This window comes from Nonomuraea mangrovi, from assembly GCF_042681425.1.
Classification (GTDB): domain Bacteria; phylum Actinomycetota; class Actinomycetes; order Streptosporangiales; family Streptosporangiaceae; genus Nonomuraea; species Nonomuraea mangrovi.
The window spans coordinates 238,514-253,428 of the sequence record NZ_JBHUFV010000068.1; the positions used below are offsets into that span (position 1 = coordinate 238,514).

At 68.5% G+C, this 14,915-nt stretch carries 17 protein-coding genes; 11 read left to right on the top strand and 6 right to left on the bottom strand.

All coding sequences use genetic code 11. The features are described 5' to 3' along the window. Positions 1 to 96: 96 nt before the first annotated feature. The gene (locus ACFSKW_RS44890; protein WP_379580720.1) at positions 97 to 939 is read right to left on the bottom strand and encodes an SDR family NAD(P)-dependent oxidoreductase; all 843 of its coding nucleotides are present in this window, start codon (positions 937 to 939) and stop codon (positions 97 to 99) included. A 73-nt stretch (positions 940 to 1,012) separates the two neighbouring features. Between ACFSKW_RS44890 and ACFSKW_RS44895 the strand changes: the two genes are divergently transcribed. Continuing rightward, positions 1,013 to 1,597 carry a TetR/AcrR family transcriptional regulator gene (locus ACFSKW_RS44895; protein WP_379580721.1) on the top strand — a complete coding sequence of 195 codons (585 nt, stop codon included), beginning with the start codon at positions 1,013 to 1,015 and terminating at the stop codon, positions 1,595 to 1,597. Between the two features lie 21 nt (positions 1,598 to 1,618). Here ACFSKW_RS44895 and ACFSKW_RS44900 read toward each other — a convergent pair whose 3' ends face one another. Together ACFSKW_RS44900 and ACFSKW_RS44905 are read right to left on the bottom strand one after the other, a co-directional pair. Continuing rightward, a complete protein-coding gene (locus ACFSKW_RS44900; protein WP_379580722.1) occupies positions 1,619 to 1,762 on the bottom strand; it encodes a hypothetical protein in 144 nt (47 codons plus the stop codon). Positions 1,763 to 1,823: 61 nt separating this feature from the next. Further along, on the bottom strand, positions 1,824 to 2,657 hold the full coding sequence (locus tag ACFSKW_RS44905; protein ID WP_379580723.1) for an IS630 family transposase: 834 nt from the start codon (positions 2,655 to 2,657) through the stop codon (positions 1,824 to 1,826). 189 nt (positions 2,658 to 2,846) lie between these two features. Between ACFSKW_RS44905 and ACFSKW_RS44910 the strand changes: the two genes are divergently transcribed. Next, entirely contained in the window at positions 2,847 to 3,758 is a 912-nt protein-coding gene (locus ACFSKW_RS44910; protein ID WP_379580724.1) for an AraC family transcriptional regulator, read from the top strand. A gap of 21 nt (positions 3,759 to 3,779) precedes the next feature. Here ACFSKW_RS44910 and ACFSKW_RS44915 read toward each other — a convergent pair whose 3' ends face one another. Next, positions 3,780 to 4,916, bottom strand: coding sequence for an FAD-dependent oxidoreductase (locus ACFSKW_RS44915; RefSeq protein WP_379580725.1), 1,137 nt, complete (start codon positions 4,914 to 4,916; stop codon positions 3,780 to 3,782). A 255-nt stretch (positions 4,917 to 5,171) separates the two neighbouring features. Between ACFSKW_RS44915 and ACFSKW_RS44920 the strand changes: the two genes are divergently transcribed. After that, the gene (locus ACFSKW_RS44920; RefSeq protein WP_379580726.1) at positions 5,172 to 5,792 is read left to right on the top strand and encodes a TetR/AcrR family transcriptional regulator; all 621 of its coding nucleotides are present in this window, start codon (positions 5,172 to 5,174) and stop codon (positions 5,790 to 5,792) included. Between the two features lie 542 nt (positions 5,793 to 6,334). Here the strand turns inward: ACFSKW_RS44920 and ACFSKW_RS44925 are convergent. Further along, positions 6,335 to 7,309 carry a helix-turn-helix transcriptional regulator gene (locus tag ACFSKW_RS44925; RefSeq protein ID WP_379580727.1) on the bottom strand — a complete coding sequence of 325 codons (975 nt, stop codon included), beginning with the start codon at positions 7,307 to 7,309 and terminating at the stop codon, positions 6,335 to 6,337. 120 nt (positions 7,310 to 7,429) lie between these two features. Between ACFSKW_RS44925 and ACFSKW_RS44930 the strand changes: the two genes are divergently transcribed. Continuing rightward, a complete protein-coding gene (locus tag ACFSKW_RS44930) occupies positions 7,430 to 7,825 on the top strand; it encodes a RidA family protein (RefSeq protein ID WP_379580790.1) in 396 nt (131 codons plus the stop codon). 220 nt (positions 7,826 to 8,045) lie between these two features. Further along, positions 8,046 to 8,213, top strand: coding sequence for a DUF488 family protein (locus ACFSKW_RS44935; RefSeq protein WP_379580728.1), 168 nt, complete (start codon positions 8,046 to 8,048; stop codon positions 8,211 to 8,213). A gap of 221 nt (positions 8,214 to 8,434) precedes the next feature. Here the strand turns inward: ACFSKW_RS44935 and ACFSKW_RS44940 are convergent, their stop codons facing one another. Continuing rightward, positions 8,435 to 9,469 (bottom strand): glycerophosphodiester phosphodiesterase, encoded by a 1,035-nt coding sequence (locus ACFSKW_RS44940; protein ID WP_379580729.1) that lies wholly within the window; start codon positions 9,467 to 9,469, stop codon positions 8,435 to 8,437. Between the two features lie 437 nt (positions 9,470 to 9,906). Here ACFSKW_RS44940 and ACFSKW_RS44945 point away from each other — a divergent pair, with 437 nt between their 5' ends. The 6 genes from ACFSKW_RS44945 (at position 9,907) to ACFSKW_RS44970 (ending at position 14,888) form a co-directional block, all read left to right on the top strand. After that, on the top strand, positions 9,907 to 10,791 hold the full coding sequence (locus ACFSKW_RS44945) for a DUF2268 domain-containing putative Zn-dependent protease (RefSeq protein WP_379580730.1): 885 nt from the start codon (positions 9,907 to 9,909) through the stop codon (positions 10,789 to 10,791). 10 nt (positions 10,792 to 10,801) lie between these two features. Beyond that, entirely contained in the window at positions 10,802 to 11,560 is a 759-nt protein-coding gene (locus tag ACFSKW_RS44950; RefSeq protein WP_379580731.1) for a MerR family transcriptional regulator, read from the top strand. Between the two features lie 452 nt (positions 11,561 to 12,012). After that, on the top strand, positions 12,013 to 13,125 hold the full coding sequence (locus tag ACFSKW_RS44955) for an ABC transporter substrate-binding protein (protein ID WP_379580732.1): 1,113 nt from the start codon (positions 12,013 to 12,015) through the stop codon (positions 13,123 to 13,125). A gap of 143 nt (positions 13,126 to 13,268) precedes the next feature. Continuing rightward, positions 13,269 to 13,424, top strand: coding sequence for a hypothetical protein (locus tag ACFSKW_RS44960; protein ID WP_379580733.1), 156 nt, complete (start codon positions 13,269 to 13,271; stop codon positions 13,422 to 13,424). Positions 13,425 to 13,962: 538 nt separating this feature from the next. Further along, entirely contained in the window at positions 13,963 to 14,388 is a 426-nt protein-coding gene (locus tag ACFSKW_RS44965) for a VOC family protein (protein ID WP_435191243.1), read from the top strand. A 77-nt stretch (positions 14,389 to 14,465) separates the two neighbouring features. Then, complete coding sequence (locus ACFSKW_RS44970; protein ID WP_379580735.1) at positions 14,466 to 14,888, top strand: pyridoxamine 5'-phosphate oxidase family protein; 423 nt, start codon at positions 14,466 to 14,468, stop codon at positions 14,886 to 14,888. Positions 14,889 to 14,915: the final 27 nt, after the last annotated feature.

Below are 14,915 nucleotides of genomic sequence, written 5' to 3' on the forward strand. Positions count from 1 at the left end.
GCTGCTGAGGATCATCCGCTTGCGTAAGCTCTCCGCCGTGGAAAGCTGTGCGGGGAACTCGCTCCTCGCGCTTATCTATGGGATCGCCACAGTGCGTTACCGAGTTGCGGTGATCTGTTCAAGTAGGTCCGTCGTCATGCGGTCGAGACGCGCTGCAGTGGCCAGGTCGAAATCCTTGCCGGTCAGCGACAATGGCGTGCCGCGCATGTAGGCGGTGACGGCGGGTCCCGGCGCGGCATCCAGCAGTGCGGCGATCGGCACAATCGCCTTGTCGACCGGCATCGCGAAGAGCCGGGCGAGCGCCTTGGTAACGGCACGCTTGGGCTGCGGCAGCGGATCGGCCATGCCCGTGTTCACGAAGCCGGGGTTGTAGAGGACATAGCGCGTGCGGGCGGCCGGGTAGCGGGCGGGGAAAGCAGCTCCCAGCAGGTCGTTGCAGCGAGAGGACTGCATCGCCGCGCGCATCCCCGTGTAGCCTTCGCGCCACTGGAGATCGTCCCAGTTGATGCGACCCGGCAAGCCGCCGGGTCCGGCGATGTTCATCACGACGGGCGCCTCGGCGCGTTCCAGGTGTCCCATCAGGCCGTGGCCGATCACGAAGCGGCTCAGGTAAGCGAGTGCGAACGTGAATTCCAGCCCGTCCGCCGTCTCTTCGCGCTTGGGGCGGAAGCGCTGGGCTCCGAATACCAGCCCGTCCACGGCCTCAGTGGTCGCCATCACCTCCTCGACCACCTGCCGCATTCCTGCGACGGTGCTCAGATCGGCCCGGAGGAACACGGCCCTGCCCTCGGCGCCGAGCCGGTGCGCCTCGGCCAGGAAGGCACGTCCCTTGGCTTCCCCGCTGGCCACAGCGATCACCCTGTCTCCACGCTGCAGGAAATGCAGCCCCAGGCCCTTGCCCATGCCATCCGTGCCGCCAGTAACCACATATGTGCGCATTCCTAAGCTCCCCCTTAGTCATCGACCGATGACAAGAATGCTAGGGCTGGCGGGTGAGCTAAGTCAACGTTCGATGACTTATGATGACTTCATGAACCAGCCAAAACGCCGCGACAAAGCTGCTACCCGCGCCGCGCTGCTCGACGCCGCACGCCTGCGCTTCGCCCGACAGGGCTTCGACGGCACAGGCGTGCGTGACATCGCGGCTGATGTAGGTGTCGACCCAGCTCTGGTCTTCCGCTACTTCGGCTCCAAGGACCAACTCCACGAGGAAGCCGTGCGCAAGGAGATCCCGACCGGCCTCACGGACGATCCGACGCGTCCGCTCACCCACATCACCGACACATTGCTGCACGATGTCGTCTTCGCCGACTGGGAGCAGTTCGACGGCGAGCACCCGCTTCTGGTGATGCTGCGCTCCGCGGGACGCCCGGCCATCCGCGACCAGTTGCGTACGCAGATCTGCGAGGGCTACCTACCTGACTTCGCCCAGCGGATGGGCGGCGAAAATCCCGCCTTGCGGGCCGAGTTGGTGGGCGCGCTACTGCTCGGCATGGGCGTGATGCGCTCGCTCCTCGACAGCCCCGCCCTGCGCGACGCCTCTTTTGAGGAGACGCGCACGCTGGTCGCACGGCTGGTCGCCACCTTGACCAGCTAAGCTAAGCCCCATCACAGAGGGTCAGGCCGCGTTTGCCCTCTTCACGATGCGGCGTAGGCGAGGGTTGTCGGTGTTGCGGTTTCGCCAGGCGATGTAGCGGCGGATCATGCTGCCCTGCTCTCGGTGGCTGGCGTGGTCGGTGCCGTTGAGGGTGAACTCGCGCAACGCGGTGAACTGCGCCTCGATGCGGTTCAGCCACGAGGAGTTGGTGGGCGTGTAGGCGATCTCACGCCTCCGCCCACTCTCCCACCCGCTTGTCCTTCTTGGTCGTCAGATGCGGGCTGAAGTTGTCACAGATGATCGCGATGCGCACCTCGGGCGGGTAGAGGCTGCGCAGGTGGCGGCAGAACTCCAGGAACTCTCCGCGCCGCTTGCGCTTCTTGACGTGCCCGTACATCTTGTCCTTGCCCAGGTCTAGCGCGGCGAACAGGTGCCGTATCCCCTGGGCGCGGGTGTAGGTGGCGCGCATCCTGGGCCGAGGTTCGCGATCGGGATCCTTGCCCTTGCCGCCGACGTCGGTCCACTGGCGGCCAGGGCGGGGCTGCAGGTTGAGCGGCCCGAACTCGTCCATGCAGAAGATCACGGCGGGTTCGCCGGGCTCGGGTACGACCTCGCCGCCGGCGATGGCGTACAGGTGCTCGATGCGGGCCTTCGTGGTCGCGTAGTCGGGATCGCGGGAGCCCTTCCAGGTCTTTATGGCTTGAAATGAGACATTTTCAGCACGTAGAAGCTCGCGCAGGCCCTCATGGCTGATGTCCTCGATCACCCCCTCCGCGACCACGAAATCGGCCAGCTTGGCAAGGCTCCACCGGGAGAACGGCAACCCGTGCTCGGCAGGACGAGACTTGGCGATCTTCTTGATCTCCACGCGCTGCGGGAGCGTGAACGTCGGCTTCCGGCCGCCCTTGTACTTGGGGTAGAGCGAGTCGAATCCATCGGTGTTGAAGTTGTGGATCACATCACGGACCCGGTCTTCGCTGGTGAAGGCCACTTTGGCAATCTGCGTGGTGGTCATGCCCTGGGCCGACAGCAGCACCATCTGCGCTCGCCGCCAGGTCACCACCGAGCCAGTGCCACGCCGTACGATGCGCAGCAGCCGGTTCCCCTCGTCGTCATCGATCTCGCGTACGCGAACCCGCTCAGCCGCGAACAGAGTCTGAGGCGATCACGCCGACCACGGTGGGATCTTGATCGTCGTGTCCCCACGAAACGAGGCAGACCCAAGATGGTGCGGCACTAGCATGGGACGGTGCGGACGTTCGTGCACGATACGGCTGTGTGGGGCGTCGCGTGCCCGCGGCGGCCCAGCCGGGTGGCCGGTGTCACCATGGCCGGGTTCCGTGTCCGTGACCTGGACGCGCTCCGGATGGTCCCGCACCCGGCCGTGACGCTGCTTCTGGAGTTCGGCGCCGGTTCGCCCGTCCTTGACTGTGCCGCCGGGCGGCAGCAGCGGGGAAGCATGGTCGCCGGGCCCGGGCTCGGGTCCGGCGGCGCGGTCCGGGTGTGGGGTGAGAACGTCGAGTGCGTGCAGGTGCGCCTGTCCCCGGTGATCGCACGCGCGGTTCTGGGCGTTTCTCCGGCCGAGTTGGACGGCGCCGTGGTGGCCCTCGAGGATCTGTGGGGCCGGAAGGTGTCCCGGATCCGTGAGCAACTGGGCGAGGTCTCGTCGTGGCAGGATCGCTTCGCGTTGATGGACGCGCTGCTCGCCCGCCGGCATGAGGCGGGGCCGCCAGTGGATCCGGAGGTGGCCTGGGCCTGGCACCGGATCGTCGGCAGCCGTGGCCTGGCCCGGGTCGACGGACTCGCGGCCGAGGTCGGGTGGAGCCGCAAGCGGCTGTGGTCCCGGTTCCGGTCGCAGCTCGGCCTGCCGCCCAAGCGCGCCGTGAAGCTGGTCCGCTTCGACCATGCCGCCCACCGCCTGGTCGCGGGTGAAGGCGCGGCCCGAGTCGCGGCCGACGCCGGCTACGCCGACCAGTCCCACCTGCATCGGGACGTCGTGGCGTTCACCGGGGCGACCCCCGCGACCGTGGCCGGCGAGCCGTTTCTCGCCGTTGACGACATCGCATGGCCCAGCCGCGCAACACCCGCCAAGCCTCACGTCTCCACGGATCTCCGGCACGGTCGCCGGCCGGCGGTGGCCAGGCAGGCCCGCTCAGCGTGATGTCGCGCGGTCGAGTCCTCCTCAGTGCTCGTCGTCACTGAAGTCGGGGACCTCAGGAGACAGCAACTGCTCGGCGCCGCCTTCCAGCAGCTTGGCGGTCTGAGTCGAGCGGGGCAGCATGGTCGCCTCGTAGGTGCGGATGGCCTCGTCGAGGGTGGCGGAGCCGGCCAGGGCGAGAGCGAGTTCGCTGGCGTCGAGCAGGGCGTGGTTGACGCCGACGCCGAGCGGGGGCATGAGGTGGGCGGCGTCACCGATCAGGGTGACGGTGGGGTTGTGCTCCCAGGTGTGCGGGACCGGGAGGGCGAAGATGGGGCGGTCGACGTAGGGGCCGTCGTTGTCGCTGATCAGCCGCTGCAGGCGGGGAGACCAGTCGGCGTATTCCTTCAGGAGCTTGACGCGGATGCCTTCGGTGTCGGCGACGGTAAGGCCGCTCTGGCTGATCCAGTCGATCGGGACGCGCCGGATGATGTAGACGCGGGTGTGGTCGCCGCTGTTGCGCTGGGCGAACAGGCCTCTGTCGCCGTCGCCCGCGGCCGCGCCGCCATGGCCGACCAGGTCGGCGATCTCGGGATGACGGGCGTCGACGTCGTTGAACCACGCCTCCAGGAAGCTGACCCCGGTGTATGCGGGGACGGCGGGCGAGACGGCCGGCCGGACCTGGGAGAAGGCGCCGTCAGCGCCGATGACGAGGTCGGTCTCGACGGCTGTGCCGTCGGTGAAGTGCAGCAGCCGCGGCCCGTCGGCGGGCCCGCCGACCCTGTCGAGAGCGCGGCCCCACCGCACGGTGCCCGGCTCCAGCGAGTCCAGCAGCAGGTCGCGGAGCTGGCCGCGGTCGATCTCCGGCTTGAAGCGCTCTCCCTCCTCGGGCACGTGATGCATCACCATCTCGCCGGCGGAGGTCATCTGCCGCATCTCCTGCCCTTCCGGACGCGCCAGCGCGAAGAACTCCTTCAGCAGGCCGGCCTCGCGCAGCGCGATCTGGCCGTCATCGGCGTGCAGGTCCAGCGTGCCGCCCTGGTCGCGGGCGTTCCGGTCCGCGTCACGGTCATAGACGGTCACCGCCAGGCCGTGTCTCTGCAGAATGCGGGCACAGGCCAGGCCACCGGGGCCGGCGCCGATGACGCTGATACGGGCCTTCGCGGGTGCGGGAGAGGTCATCGCGGAAATTCCTTTCGAAGAACGGGACACGGGCTCAAGGGGTGAGCGCGGCGCTGTCGACCTCGGCGCTCGCGCATGCCCGTGATGGCGGGGGCGCGACTGGCAGCCCGGCCAAGCGGCGGACATGCCTGGGAGGTGTGCCGCGCGAGGTGCTCGCCGCCCCTCGCAACGAAGACTAAGTAGTAAAGTGAACTGAGTCAACTAATGAACTCAAGCCACAAGTTGGCTGAGGCTGCAATCGTATAGGCTTGCCCCATGACCGTGTCCCCTGTCAGCCGCCGCGAACGCAAGAAGGCGGCCACCCGGCAAGCGATCGCCGACGCCGCCCTGGAGCTCTTCCTGGAGCGCGGCTACGACCAGGTGAGCATCAGCGACATCGCCGACGCCGCCGACGTGTCGAAGACCACGGTGTTCAAGCACTTCACCGGCAAAGAGGCGCTCGTCTTCGACCAGGACCAGGACCAGGAAGCCGAACTGATCACCGTGGTACGGCAACGTCCCGCGGGCCAGAGCATCCTGGACGCCCTCCGCGAGCACGCCCTGGACACCCTGCCGCCGATCGAGACCCATCCCCAGCGGGCCGCGTTCACCCGCCTCGTGGACTCCACCCCGGAGCTGCGGGCCTACTCCGAACGCATGTGGACCAGGCACACCAGCGCCCTCGCCGCGGTCATCGCCGAGGAGTTCGGCGTCGACCACGACGACCTCGCCTGTGCCACCCTCGCCCGCTACGTCCTGGACATCCCCGCCCTCGTCCGCGGACGACGCGACCTCACAGCCGCCATCCAGACCTGCTTCGACATCCTCACCCACGGCTGGCAACCACCGAGCGCTCCCACCACCGCGTCCGCGAACGGTTCCGCGACCGCCATCTGACGGGAGCTCCGGACGGACCGGGCCGAGGGCGGCGCTGACCTCCTCGGCATCCGGTCGGGCGAGTTCGGCCCCTTCTCGCAAAGGTCTCCAACGGTGTACTGCCCGACGGCACCGCCGCCCGTACCATCCAGCGCTCCGACCTCGCCACCCTGCTCACGCGGGTCGTCGCCGGTCGCCGCACCTGTCGAGGCCGGCGACCTGCAGTACGGGCCCGGCAACGCCAACGACCTGCCCTCGACCCCGATCTGGCACAACGGCTCGGTGGTGCTCATCGGAGACAGCGCCCACGCCACCTCGCCCAGCTCTGGCCAGGGCGCGTCCGTGGCGTCCGTCCCCGGCGTGCCCCAGACACTGACCGGACCGGGCGCCGCGGACAGGGTCACAGCCTGCATGTCACCGCGCCGCCCAGCGTGGCTGACACGGGCGGCTCGGTGATCGACGCGCCGGCCGCGGAGCGGGCCGTCACTGAGGCCTCCGTGCGCTACAACCGGCAGGGCGACCAGCACTGCGACTCGGCGGCGGCCCGCGGAAGGCGACAACTCTCAGGACGACACTCCGTAACGGGTGGCGATCGCGGCGGCGCGGTTGCGCAGGGAGGTGCGCAACCACTGCGGGGCCAGGGCTTCCGCGTCCGTGGCGAGCTGCCACAGCGCCCATTCGGCGTGTCTCGAGTCTTGGAAGGTCACCTCCAGCCGCAGCCAGCCGTCTGAGTCGGCTTCTTCGGTGCGGACGGCCAGCGCGGTGCCCACCAGGTCCTCCCGCCGCGCCGGGTCCACCCGGACCAGCACGCTGACTTGGTCGCCGCCGGTCCGAAACCGCGTGCTGCGCTCCTGCCAGGCCCGGTCCAGATCGACCCGGTCTGGTCGCTGTGCGGGTTCGGCGAGTTCTTTGGCGGCCAAGACCCGGGACAGCCGGTAGGTGCGGTCCGCGCCAGACCTCGTGGCCAGCAAGTAGCCCTGGTCGCGTACGGTGACCAGGCCGATCGGGTCCACCGTGCGCCACTTCGGGGTCTGGTCCACAGCCGCGTAGTGGATGCGCAGCTTGTGTCCGGCGAGCACCGCGCGCCGGACCTCGGCCACCACGGTGTCGGGCACCTCCTCAGCGACCAGCCGGCGCGAGAGGAGGTCGGTCTCCGGGTCGATGAGCAATCGCTCGGACGCGCCGGCCGCGGTGTCCCGATAGCTTTCGGGCAGCGCGTCAACCACCTTGAGCATCGCCGAAGCGAGCGCCGAGCCGAGGCCGAATGCCTGCGCGCCGCGCCGCGATCCGGCGATCAGCAGGGCAAGGGCCTCGTCGTGGTTCAGTCCGGTGAGCTCGGTCCGGAAACCGGGCAACAACGCGAAGCCGCCGTGCCGGCCGCGTTCGGCGTAGACCGGGACGCCGGCTGCGGACAGCGCCTCGATGTCGCGCAGCACGGTGCGGGTGGATACCTCCAGCTCGCGGGCCAGCGTGACCGCGGACAGCCGACCGTGCTGTCGCAGCAGCAGCACCAGCGAGACCAACCGGTCGGCGCGCACACGAAAACTCTACCGGGATACACGACACAGGATGTCGTGATTTGCCGGGAGGCTTGTCGACACGACGTCAAAGCCGGTGGCGTACGTCATGTCGACGAATCGAATGGAGCTGATGTGGCAATGGAGCGAACGGCGGTCAACCCGTGGGCGTGGTCGACGGAGCTGGGGTACAACCAGGGTGAGATCGTCTCCGGGCACACCCGGACCCTGTACGTCTCCGGGCAGACCGCGATGAGCGGCGACGGCAAGCCCCAACATGCCGATGACATGGCGGCGCAGTTGGCGCTGAGCCTCGACAACCTGGAGGCCGTGCTCGGCGAGGCCGGCATGTCTCTGGCGAACCTCGTCCGGCTCAACGTCTACACCACCGACGTCGATCTGCTCTTCCAGCACTATGGCGTGCTGGCGGCGCGGTTGGGCGCCGCCAGGGTGGCGCCGTCCACCACGATGCTCGGGGTGACACGGCTGGCGATCCCCGACCTGATGGTGGAGCTCGAGGGGACAGCCGTCGCGTGAAGCGACCCCGCCGCCTCCGGCAGGGCTGCCGGAGGCGGCACGAGTAGTGGTTTGCGGTGCTCAGAATGGTGACAATCGGCGTCCATGGCTTCGGCGGCCAGTCCTTCCTGCAACGGCTGCGACATGCGGACGTACGCCGGCGCCGTGGTGTCCGTGGTGTCCGTGGACCCGAGGACGCCTGGGCGAACTCACTCCGGCTGCAGGCGGCTACACCACCGAGATGCTCGACACCGCCGATCTCACGCCGATCGTGTCGGCGCTGTCGAGCAGCGGGACCACAGCGCCGCTCTGTGTCGAGCGCGACCCTGAGGCCTGCTACCGCTCATTGATCGCCCAGCCGCTGAAGGGAAGCGAAGGAAACAGAGCGGCGACGAAGGGTCGGTCCTGATCGCTTCGGCGAAGCCGCAGGGCGCTGGCGACGGCTTGACCGCTGAATGCGGCCGAGCCGTCGCTGATGCGTCTGGCGAGCAGCCCTTCGAACCACTGGCTGGGCAGGGCAACCCTGCGCCGTGGAGTCCCTGCGTGACGCGGGGGTCCTACTTCCGGCAGGCAGGCCCGGGGACGAGGTGGCGCCCGGCCTTCTCGAAGCGGTTGCCGGCGCCGGGACCGTCACTGCTTGACGCGGTACTGCCTGGGCAGTTTGAAGCCGCGCTCGGCCATGAGCTGCCGCAACCGGTCCGGGTAGTCGGTGATGATCCCGTCCACGCCGTCGTCCATGAGCTTGCTCATGGTGGGCTCGTCGTCGATGGTCCACGGGATCACCTTGATGCCCAGGCCGTGCGCCTGATCCACCATCTCCTTGGTGACGTAGGGCTGGTAGCCGGGGTCCGTCACCTTGCCGTTCTGCGGGAACCCGTGCACCGGCGAGAAGGCGTCCGCGCCGAACGACTTGACGGCCCTGAGCGGGTCGCCGCCGAAGTCGTCGATGTCGATGCCGCCGAGCCACGGCGAAGCGCCCGGCTTCCCGGTCTGCAGGAAGTCGCGGTTGGTCAGGGCCACGATCGGCAGCCTCGGCTCGACCTGGCGCATCCGCATCAGCGCTCCCCAGTCGAAACTTTGGACGGTGACCTGCCGCAGCAACCCGGCCCGCCGGATCTCCGCCAGCGTCACCTGCACGAACTGCTCCCTGGGCGCCGTCTCGTGCGGCGCGCCCGCCTCGACCTTGGTCTCGACGTTGAGCATGACGCGGCGCGCACGGTAGCGGTCGACCAGCTCGAACACCTCGCGCAGCGTCGCCATTCTGGCGCCGGGCGCCGGCCGCTGAGCTGGGAACTCCGGCAGCGTCATGGAGCCGCAGTCCATCGTCCTGACCTGCTCGAGCGTGAGCGTGTTGATGTACTTGCCGACGTAGGGGAACTCGGGATCTCCCGGTACGGCAGGCGCGGTGTCCCTGCACTTCCTGTTGCTGATCCGCCGGTCGTGCGTGACGACCGCCTGGCCGTCCTCGGTGATCTGCACGTCGAGTTCCAGCGTGCTGACCCCCAGCTCGAGCGCGTTGGCGAACGCGGGCAGCGTGGCCTCCACCACCAGGCCCAGCCCACCCCGGTGGGCCTGCAGGTCGAAGGTGTGCTTGACCCCACCCGCATGCGCCGCCCCCGGCAACGCCACGACGGCGGCACTGACAATCGTGGCAACCGTGCCCACACGCGATCTCCTCATGGGTCTTGATAATCGGCGATCATCGAGGCGGCCGGACGTACTGGAGGTGAGCGTGAGACGAAGCCTCCGTGAGGAATGCCGATCAGGAGAGCCTGGAGACGGAGCGGCCGATACCGGTCACCTGCTCGGCCGCCCGGGTCGAAGGCGGGCGGGCGGGGCCGCGCGGGCCGCGTCACCGCGGGAGACGGTCGAGGCCCCCGACCTGGTGATCGCGTGCGTCCTCGACCACGATGCGCCGTACGGCGTCCTGGATTCCATCGCCGGCCCACCGGGGGGCAGGCAGCGGGCTCTCCCGAGCAGGCGCGGCCGATGCACGGCTGGGCGGGTCATGACGGGACCGGGTGTCGGCATGCCGGCAGTACCTCGACGGAGAGCGCCGCGGGTTTGACCTTGACGCTGCGTCAACTTCTAGCATCGGGCCCATGTCGATCACTGTTCTTGACACCTACTCCGCCATGAGGCGGATCCTGCTGGCCCCGGTCGCGGACCGCGTTGACCTGCTGCGTTCGATGCTGGAGCCCATCAGGGGCATGTACCGCTACCACCCCGGCGAGGTCGACCTGGTGGCCATGCACCTCGGAGCGTCAGGCTTCCCCATCGACCGCGACGAGGAGCGTTGCCTCGACGCGCTCGAAACCCTGGCGGCCGCCGGGGCCTGGGAGCGGATGCAACGCGCCCTCGACGAGGCTCTCACCGTACTGCTGGAGGCGACGCCGCGGCTGGAGGCCCCGGACATCACCGTGCTGTTCGTGCTCGGCGATCCGGGTGACGAGCACTTCATGGGCCCCTGCCAAGGAGTGACCGGGTTCGGCGGCATCTCGGGCCACATCGTGATCACGCTCTGGCCCTTCCCCGAGAACGTGGAGCGGCTGGAGGCCACCGCCGTGCACGAACTCAACCACAACCTGCGGTTCGGCCCAGGCGGGGTTGTGTGGGACCCGATGACCGTCACGGTCGGCGACCACATCGTCTCCGAGGGCCTGGCCGACGCCTTCGCCCGACAGCTCTACGGCGACGAGCTCGGCCCCACCCGCATCGGCGTGCCGCACCTGCACGACGACGAGATCTTCGGCAAGGTACTCACCGGGCTCGACGTGACAGGCATGCAGAACTTCACTGCCTGGGTGCACGGCGATCCCAGCGCCGAGCGCTTCGGCCTCACCCCGGTGGGACTGCCGATGGGCGCCGGCTATGCCGCGGGCAATCGGCTGGTCGACACCTACCTGGCGGCGACCGGGCAGACGGCGGCGCAGGCCCTGCACGCCGAAAGCTCGGAGATCATCGCGACCACGCTCCGCCACGGGTAACACTGGAACGATGGAGTGGACGATCCAGGAGCTCGCGACGAGGGCCGGCATCACCAGCCGCACCCTGCGTCACTACGACCGCGTCGGGCTCCTGGCCCCGTCCCGGGTGGGCGCGAACGGGTACCGCTACTACAACCCCACCGCGGTCGCTCGGCTACAGCGGATCCTGCTCATGCGCCAGCTCGGCATGGGCTTGCCGGCCATCGCCGAGGTCCTGGCCGACGAGGTGGACACGTGCGACGGGCTCCGTGCCCACATCGCCGCACTGGAAGAGGAACGGGACCGCGTCGAACGGCAGATCCGGTCTGTGCGTCACACGCTCGAGGCCCTGCAGGCGGGGGCGGAACCGCGGATGGACGTCATGTTGGCGGGCTTCAACGACCACTACAAGGACGAGGTGATCTCACGCTGGGGCGAGCGCGCGTTCCAAGCGAGCAACGACTGGTGGCACGGCAAGACCCTTGACCAGCAGCGCGCCTGGAAGCAGGCCACCGAAGACCTCGTCGCCGCATGGGTCGCCGCAGTGAAGGCCGGGGTTTCTCCGACATCGGAACACGCTCAGTCACTGGCTGCCCGGCACGTCCAGTGGCTGAGCCGGATCCCGGGTACCCCCACGGCCGAGGGCGACCGGGAGCGCTCGATCGAGATGGTGAAAGGCCTGGGGGACATGTACGTCGACGACCCCCGCTTCGCCGGCATGTACGACGACGCCGCAGGGGCGACGTTCGTCCGCGACGCACTGCAAGCGTACGCACGGACCCGGATGTAGCTCGTGTGGTTCGCAGTGTGAGAGGTCTGCGAGAGCCCGGGGGTGATCACGTTTCCACGGGTCGCCGTTCGCAAAAGCCCTCTGTTCTGCTGGACACTTCTGAGAGGAGATCGCGAAGAAGCTGGTCATCAAGACGGGGAAGAGTCGCCTCGCTCTACAGGGCACTCGCCGAAGCTGAGCACGCCGCCGCGGACCAAGGCCTGCCGCTCCGGCCAAGCCCATCCGCATCCGCCGCCCGAGGCACCCGCTCACCTCCGAGGAGCTGATCGCCGCTGGGACGTCGTGCCCAGCCTGTTACGGCAGCGCTGCCCGAAGCCCTTCAGCCTCGATCGGCGGCGCGAGGATCGGCTGACGGCCACGGGACGGGGCGGCGAAGCCGGCCATTCTCGGCTCGGCTACTCTCGGCGCCACTGAGATTCACTACCGAATCGTCACTCGGGAGACGCTGACGCATGAATACGCCACCATTGCCACCGGAAGCGGAGCGGACTGACGGTTCGCCGGTCCAGATCGGCGCTCTCGTTCCGCTGACTCGGCCTGGCTGGGTCGAGGCGGGCCGGCACGTGCTTGCCGGGCTCGAGCTTGCCGTTCGGGATGTCAACGACGCCGGCGGGATCGTCGGAAGACCACTCGAGCTGGTGGTCCGAGACACCGCGGCTGATCCGCAGAGGGCCGCGGCGGCCGTGGACGAATTGGCTCGCCTGGGCGTGGCTGCCTTGGTGGGGGAGTATCACAGCGTCGTGGCTCGCGCCGCTGCCGCCAGGGCCGACGCCCTCGGCCTGCCGTTCCTCTGCTCGTCAGCGGTTCTCGACGCGCTCACCGAACAGCCGACGGAATGGGTCGCGCGCCTCGCCCCGGCGCAGTCCCACGGCTGGCAGATCTACGCAGACTTCCTCCTCAGCGCGGGCCACAGGCGAATCGCCGTAGCAGCCCAGCCGAGTGTCTACTGGGCGTCTGGGGCCAGCATTCTGCGGGACTACCTCGCTCCACGCGGCGGCAGCGTCATCGAACTCGACATGCGCGCGCTCACCCCCGCGGCCGTGTGCGACGAACTCGTCGACAACCGCGCGACAGCCCTCCTTCTTCTGGTCGGCCACCCGGAGCCGGCAGTGTCGATCGTCAAGTCTGTCCGCGGCGACCGGCGCCTCGCCGAGATCCTGATTGGTGCTCCGGCCGGGCAACCGGAGTTCGCCGAATGGGTGACGTTGCTGGGCGACGACAGCGCCGCGATCCCGTTCTTGCGCTACCTGCCCGAGCGCTTCAGCCCACTCGGTGCACGAGTCGAGACGGCTCTGCGCGAGCGGCTGGCCGAAGCGCCCTCCTTCGTCGCCTTCGAGGGCTACGACACGGTCACCGTCCTCGCCGATGTGCTGCGTTCGCACGGCGCGGACCGGGCGCGCACCGCCGAATCCTGGCCGCGCGTCGCGGTCGAAGGCACCCGCGGAAAGATCCAGTTCTCCCGCACGCCAGGCATCAGCGTTTGGCAATGGGCTTGGCCGCCAGTTCAAGTCGTTGATCGAGATCCGGCGGAACCCGATCGCTTCCGGATCCTTCACACCGGCTGAGAGAGCGCGGAGGCCCGAGTGCCTGAGCCCATGATCCGTCGTCGACAATCGCGCGTCATGTACGTGATCAGTCTCTTTCACGTACATGGGCGTGGAGCGATCACGGTGGAGCTGGGGCTTCGCATCCGGCCTTCAGTTTGATCTTGAAGTGTTGTGAGATCGAGGCAGGACCGCTCGGGTTGGACACGCCGCTGGTCGAGATCGGCACGTTGAACACCGTCCGCTCGCTCGGACTGGGCGAGGAGATCTTCGGCGTGGCCTCCGATCGGATCGTGGCGGCCTGGCGGCCAACGAAATAGCCTCTGACCTGCGGAAACGTAGGCGTTTGACCGTCTGCGGCGGGTTGGTGATCATTCCCGCTACGTTTGTTCCGGTTTCGTCCGGCACGGCACGTGGGGTGACGCGCTGTCAGAGGAGATGTTCTCCGAGGAACAGTTGGAGCAGCTGCGCTCGTTCCGGGAGGTCAGCGCAGATGAGTTGATCCGGTACTTCACGCCGACGCGGCTGACGTGGCGTTCGTCGATCCACGTTGTGGGCGGCGCTCCGCGGACCAACCGGATGGTCCAGCCCTGTACGCCGCCGTGGCTCGGATTCGTGCCCGATGACGTGGCGTGCGCGCTGCGGGCAGCGGTTGTCCGGCTGGCTGAGCAGTGGCGTGCGCGCGTGCGGGTACTCGTTCGGCGGTGTGAGCGTCCCAGGGCCGCGACGGCCAGAAGCAGGTTCCTGGAAATCGGCACCTTTCCGGGTGTCGAGAATGTGGCGTTGGCTCCGTCCCAGGCACACCAGTGGCCACGACGGGCCGCGCGACGAAGGAGAACCACCATGACGATTAGGCGGATGGACAACGTCGGCATCGTCGTCGACGACCTCGAGGCTGTAATCGCGTTCTTCGTGGAACTCGGCATGGAGCTGGAGGGCAGGGCGCTCATCGAGGGGCGTTGGGCGGCACGTCTCGTCGGGCTCGACGACCAACGAGTCGACGTGGCGATGATGCGGTGCCCGGACGGCCACGGGCGGATCGAGCTGGCGAAGTACCACATGCCGAAGGCGATCAGCGGCGTGCCGGTGGACGCCGCGGCGAACACGCTGGGCATTCGCCGCATCATGTTCGCGGTCGACGACATCGACGACGTCATCGCCCGCCTGCGCACCCACGGCGCCGAACTCGTCGGCGAGGTGGTGCAGTACAAGGACGTCTACCGGCTCTGCTACATCCGCGGCCCCGAGGGCATCGTCGTCGCACTGGCCGAGGAGCTCGGCTGACGGCCCGTCGCGGCCGACCTGCGACCAACCAGAACGATCCGCTGGATGGACCGAGAACGACAACGGGAGGAGTAACCGTGCGACCGAGGGAGATCTCCGAGGTACTGCACCGACCGATCAGTCAGGAGCTGTCGGCTCGCGACGTGACCCGCTTGGCCTACGTCGCCAAGGACGGCACACCTCGCAATGTCCCGATCATCTTTGCCTGGAACGGCTCGGAGATCGTCATGTGCACGTCGAAGAACGCTCCGAAGCTTCAGTCCTTGAGCGAGAACCCGATGGTCGCCCTGACGATCGACACCGAGGTGCACCCGCCCAAGATCTTGCTCATCAGGGGTCGGGCCGAGCTGGACTTCGTCGATGGCATCCCGGACGAGTATCTCCAGGCGACCGGCACCTACGAGATGACGCCCGAGCAACGGCGGCTGAGCGGCGCGAGGCCGCTCGCATGGGGTGGATCGCCCACGCCTCAACCCCACCGCGGTACGCGGAGTCTGTGAAGTCCGCCGGGAAAAGCCGTGAAGGGA

Bases quoted from the DNA above. Each gene is read 5' to 3' on its own strand.
- ACFSKW_RS44890 (WP_379580720.1), bottom strand. From the start codon at position 939: ATGCGCACATATGTGGTTACTGGCGGCACGGATGGCATGGGCAAGGGC.
- ACFSKW_RS44895 (WP_379580721.1), top strand. From the start codon at position 1,013: ATGACTTATGATGACTTCATGAACCAGCCAAAACGCCGCGACAAAGCT.
- ACFSKW_RS44915 (WP_379580725.1), bottom strand. From the start codon at position 4,916: ATGACCTCTCCCGCACCCGCGAAGGCCCGTATCAGCGTCATCGGCGCC.
- ACFSKW_RS44920 (WP_379580726.1), top strand. From the start codon at position 5,172: ATGACCGTGTCCCCTGTCAGCCGCCGCGAACGCAAGAAGGCGGCCACC.
- ACFSKW_RS44930 (WP_379580790.1), top strand. From the start codon at position 7,430: ATGGAGCGAACGGCGGTCAACCCGTGGGCGTGGTCGACGGAGCTGGGG.
- ACFSKW_RS44935 (WP_379580728.1), top strand. From the start codon at position 8,046: ATGCTCGACACCGCCGATCTCACGCCGATCGTGTCGGCGCTGTCGAGC.
- ACFSKW_RS44945 (WP_379580730.1), top strand. From the start codon at position 9,907: ATGTCGATCACTGTTCTTGACACCTACTCCGCCATGAGGCGGATCCTG.
- ACFSKW_RS44950 (WP_379580731.1), top strand. From the start codon at position 10,802: ATGGAGTGGACGATCCAGGAGCTCGCGACGAGGGCCGGCATCACCAGC.
- ACFSKW_RS44955 (WP_379580732.1), top strand. From the start codon at position 12,013: ATGAATACGCCACCATTGCCACCGGAAGCGGAGCGGACTGACGGTTCG.
- ACFSKW_RS44965 (WP_435191243.1), top strand. From the start codon at position 13,963: ATGGACAACGTCGGCATCGTCGTCGACGACCTCGAGGCTGTAATCGCG.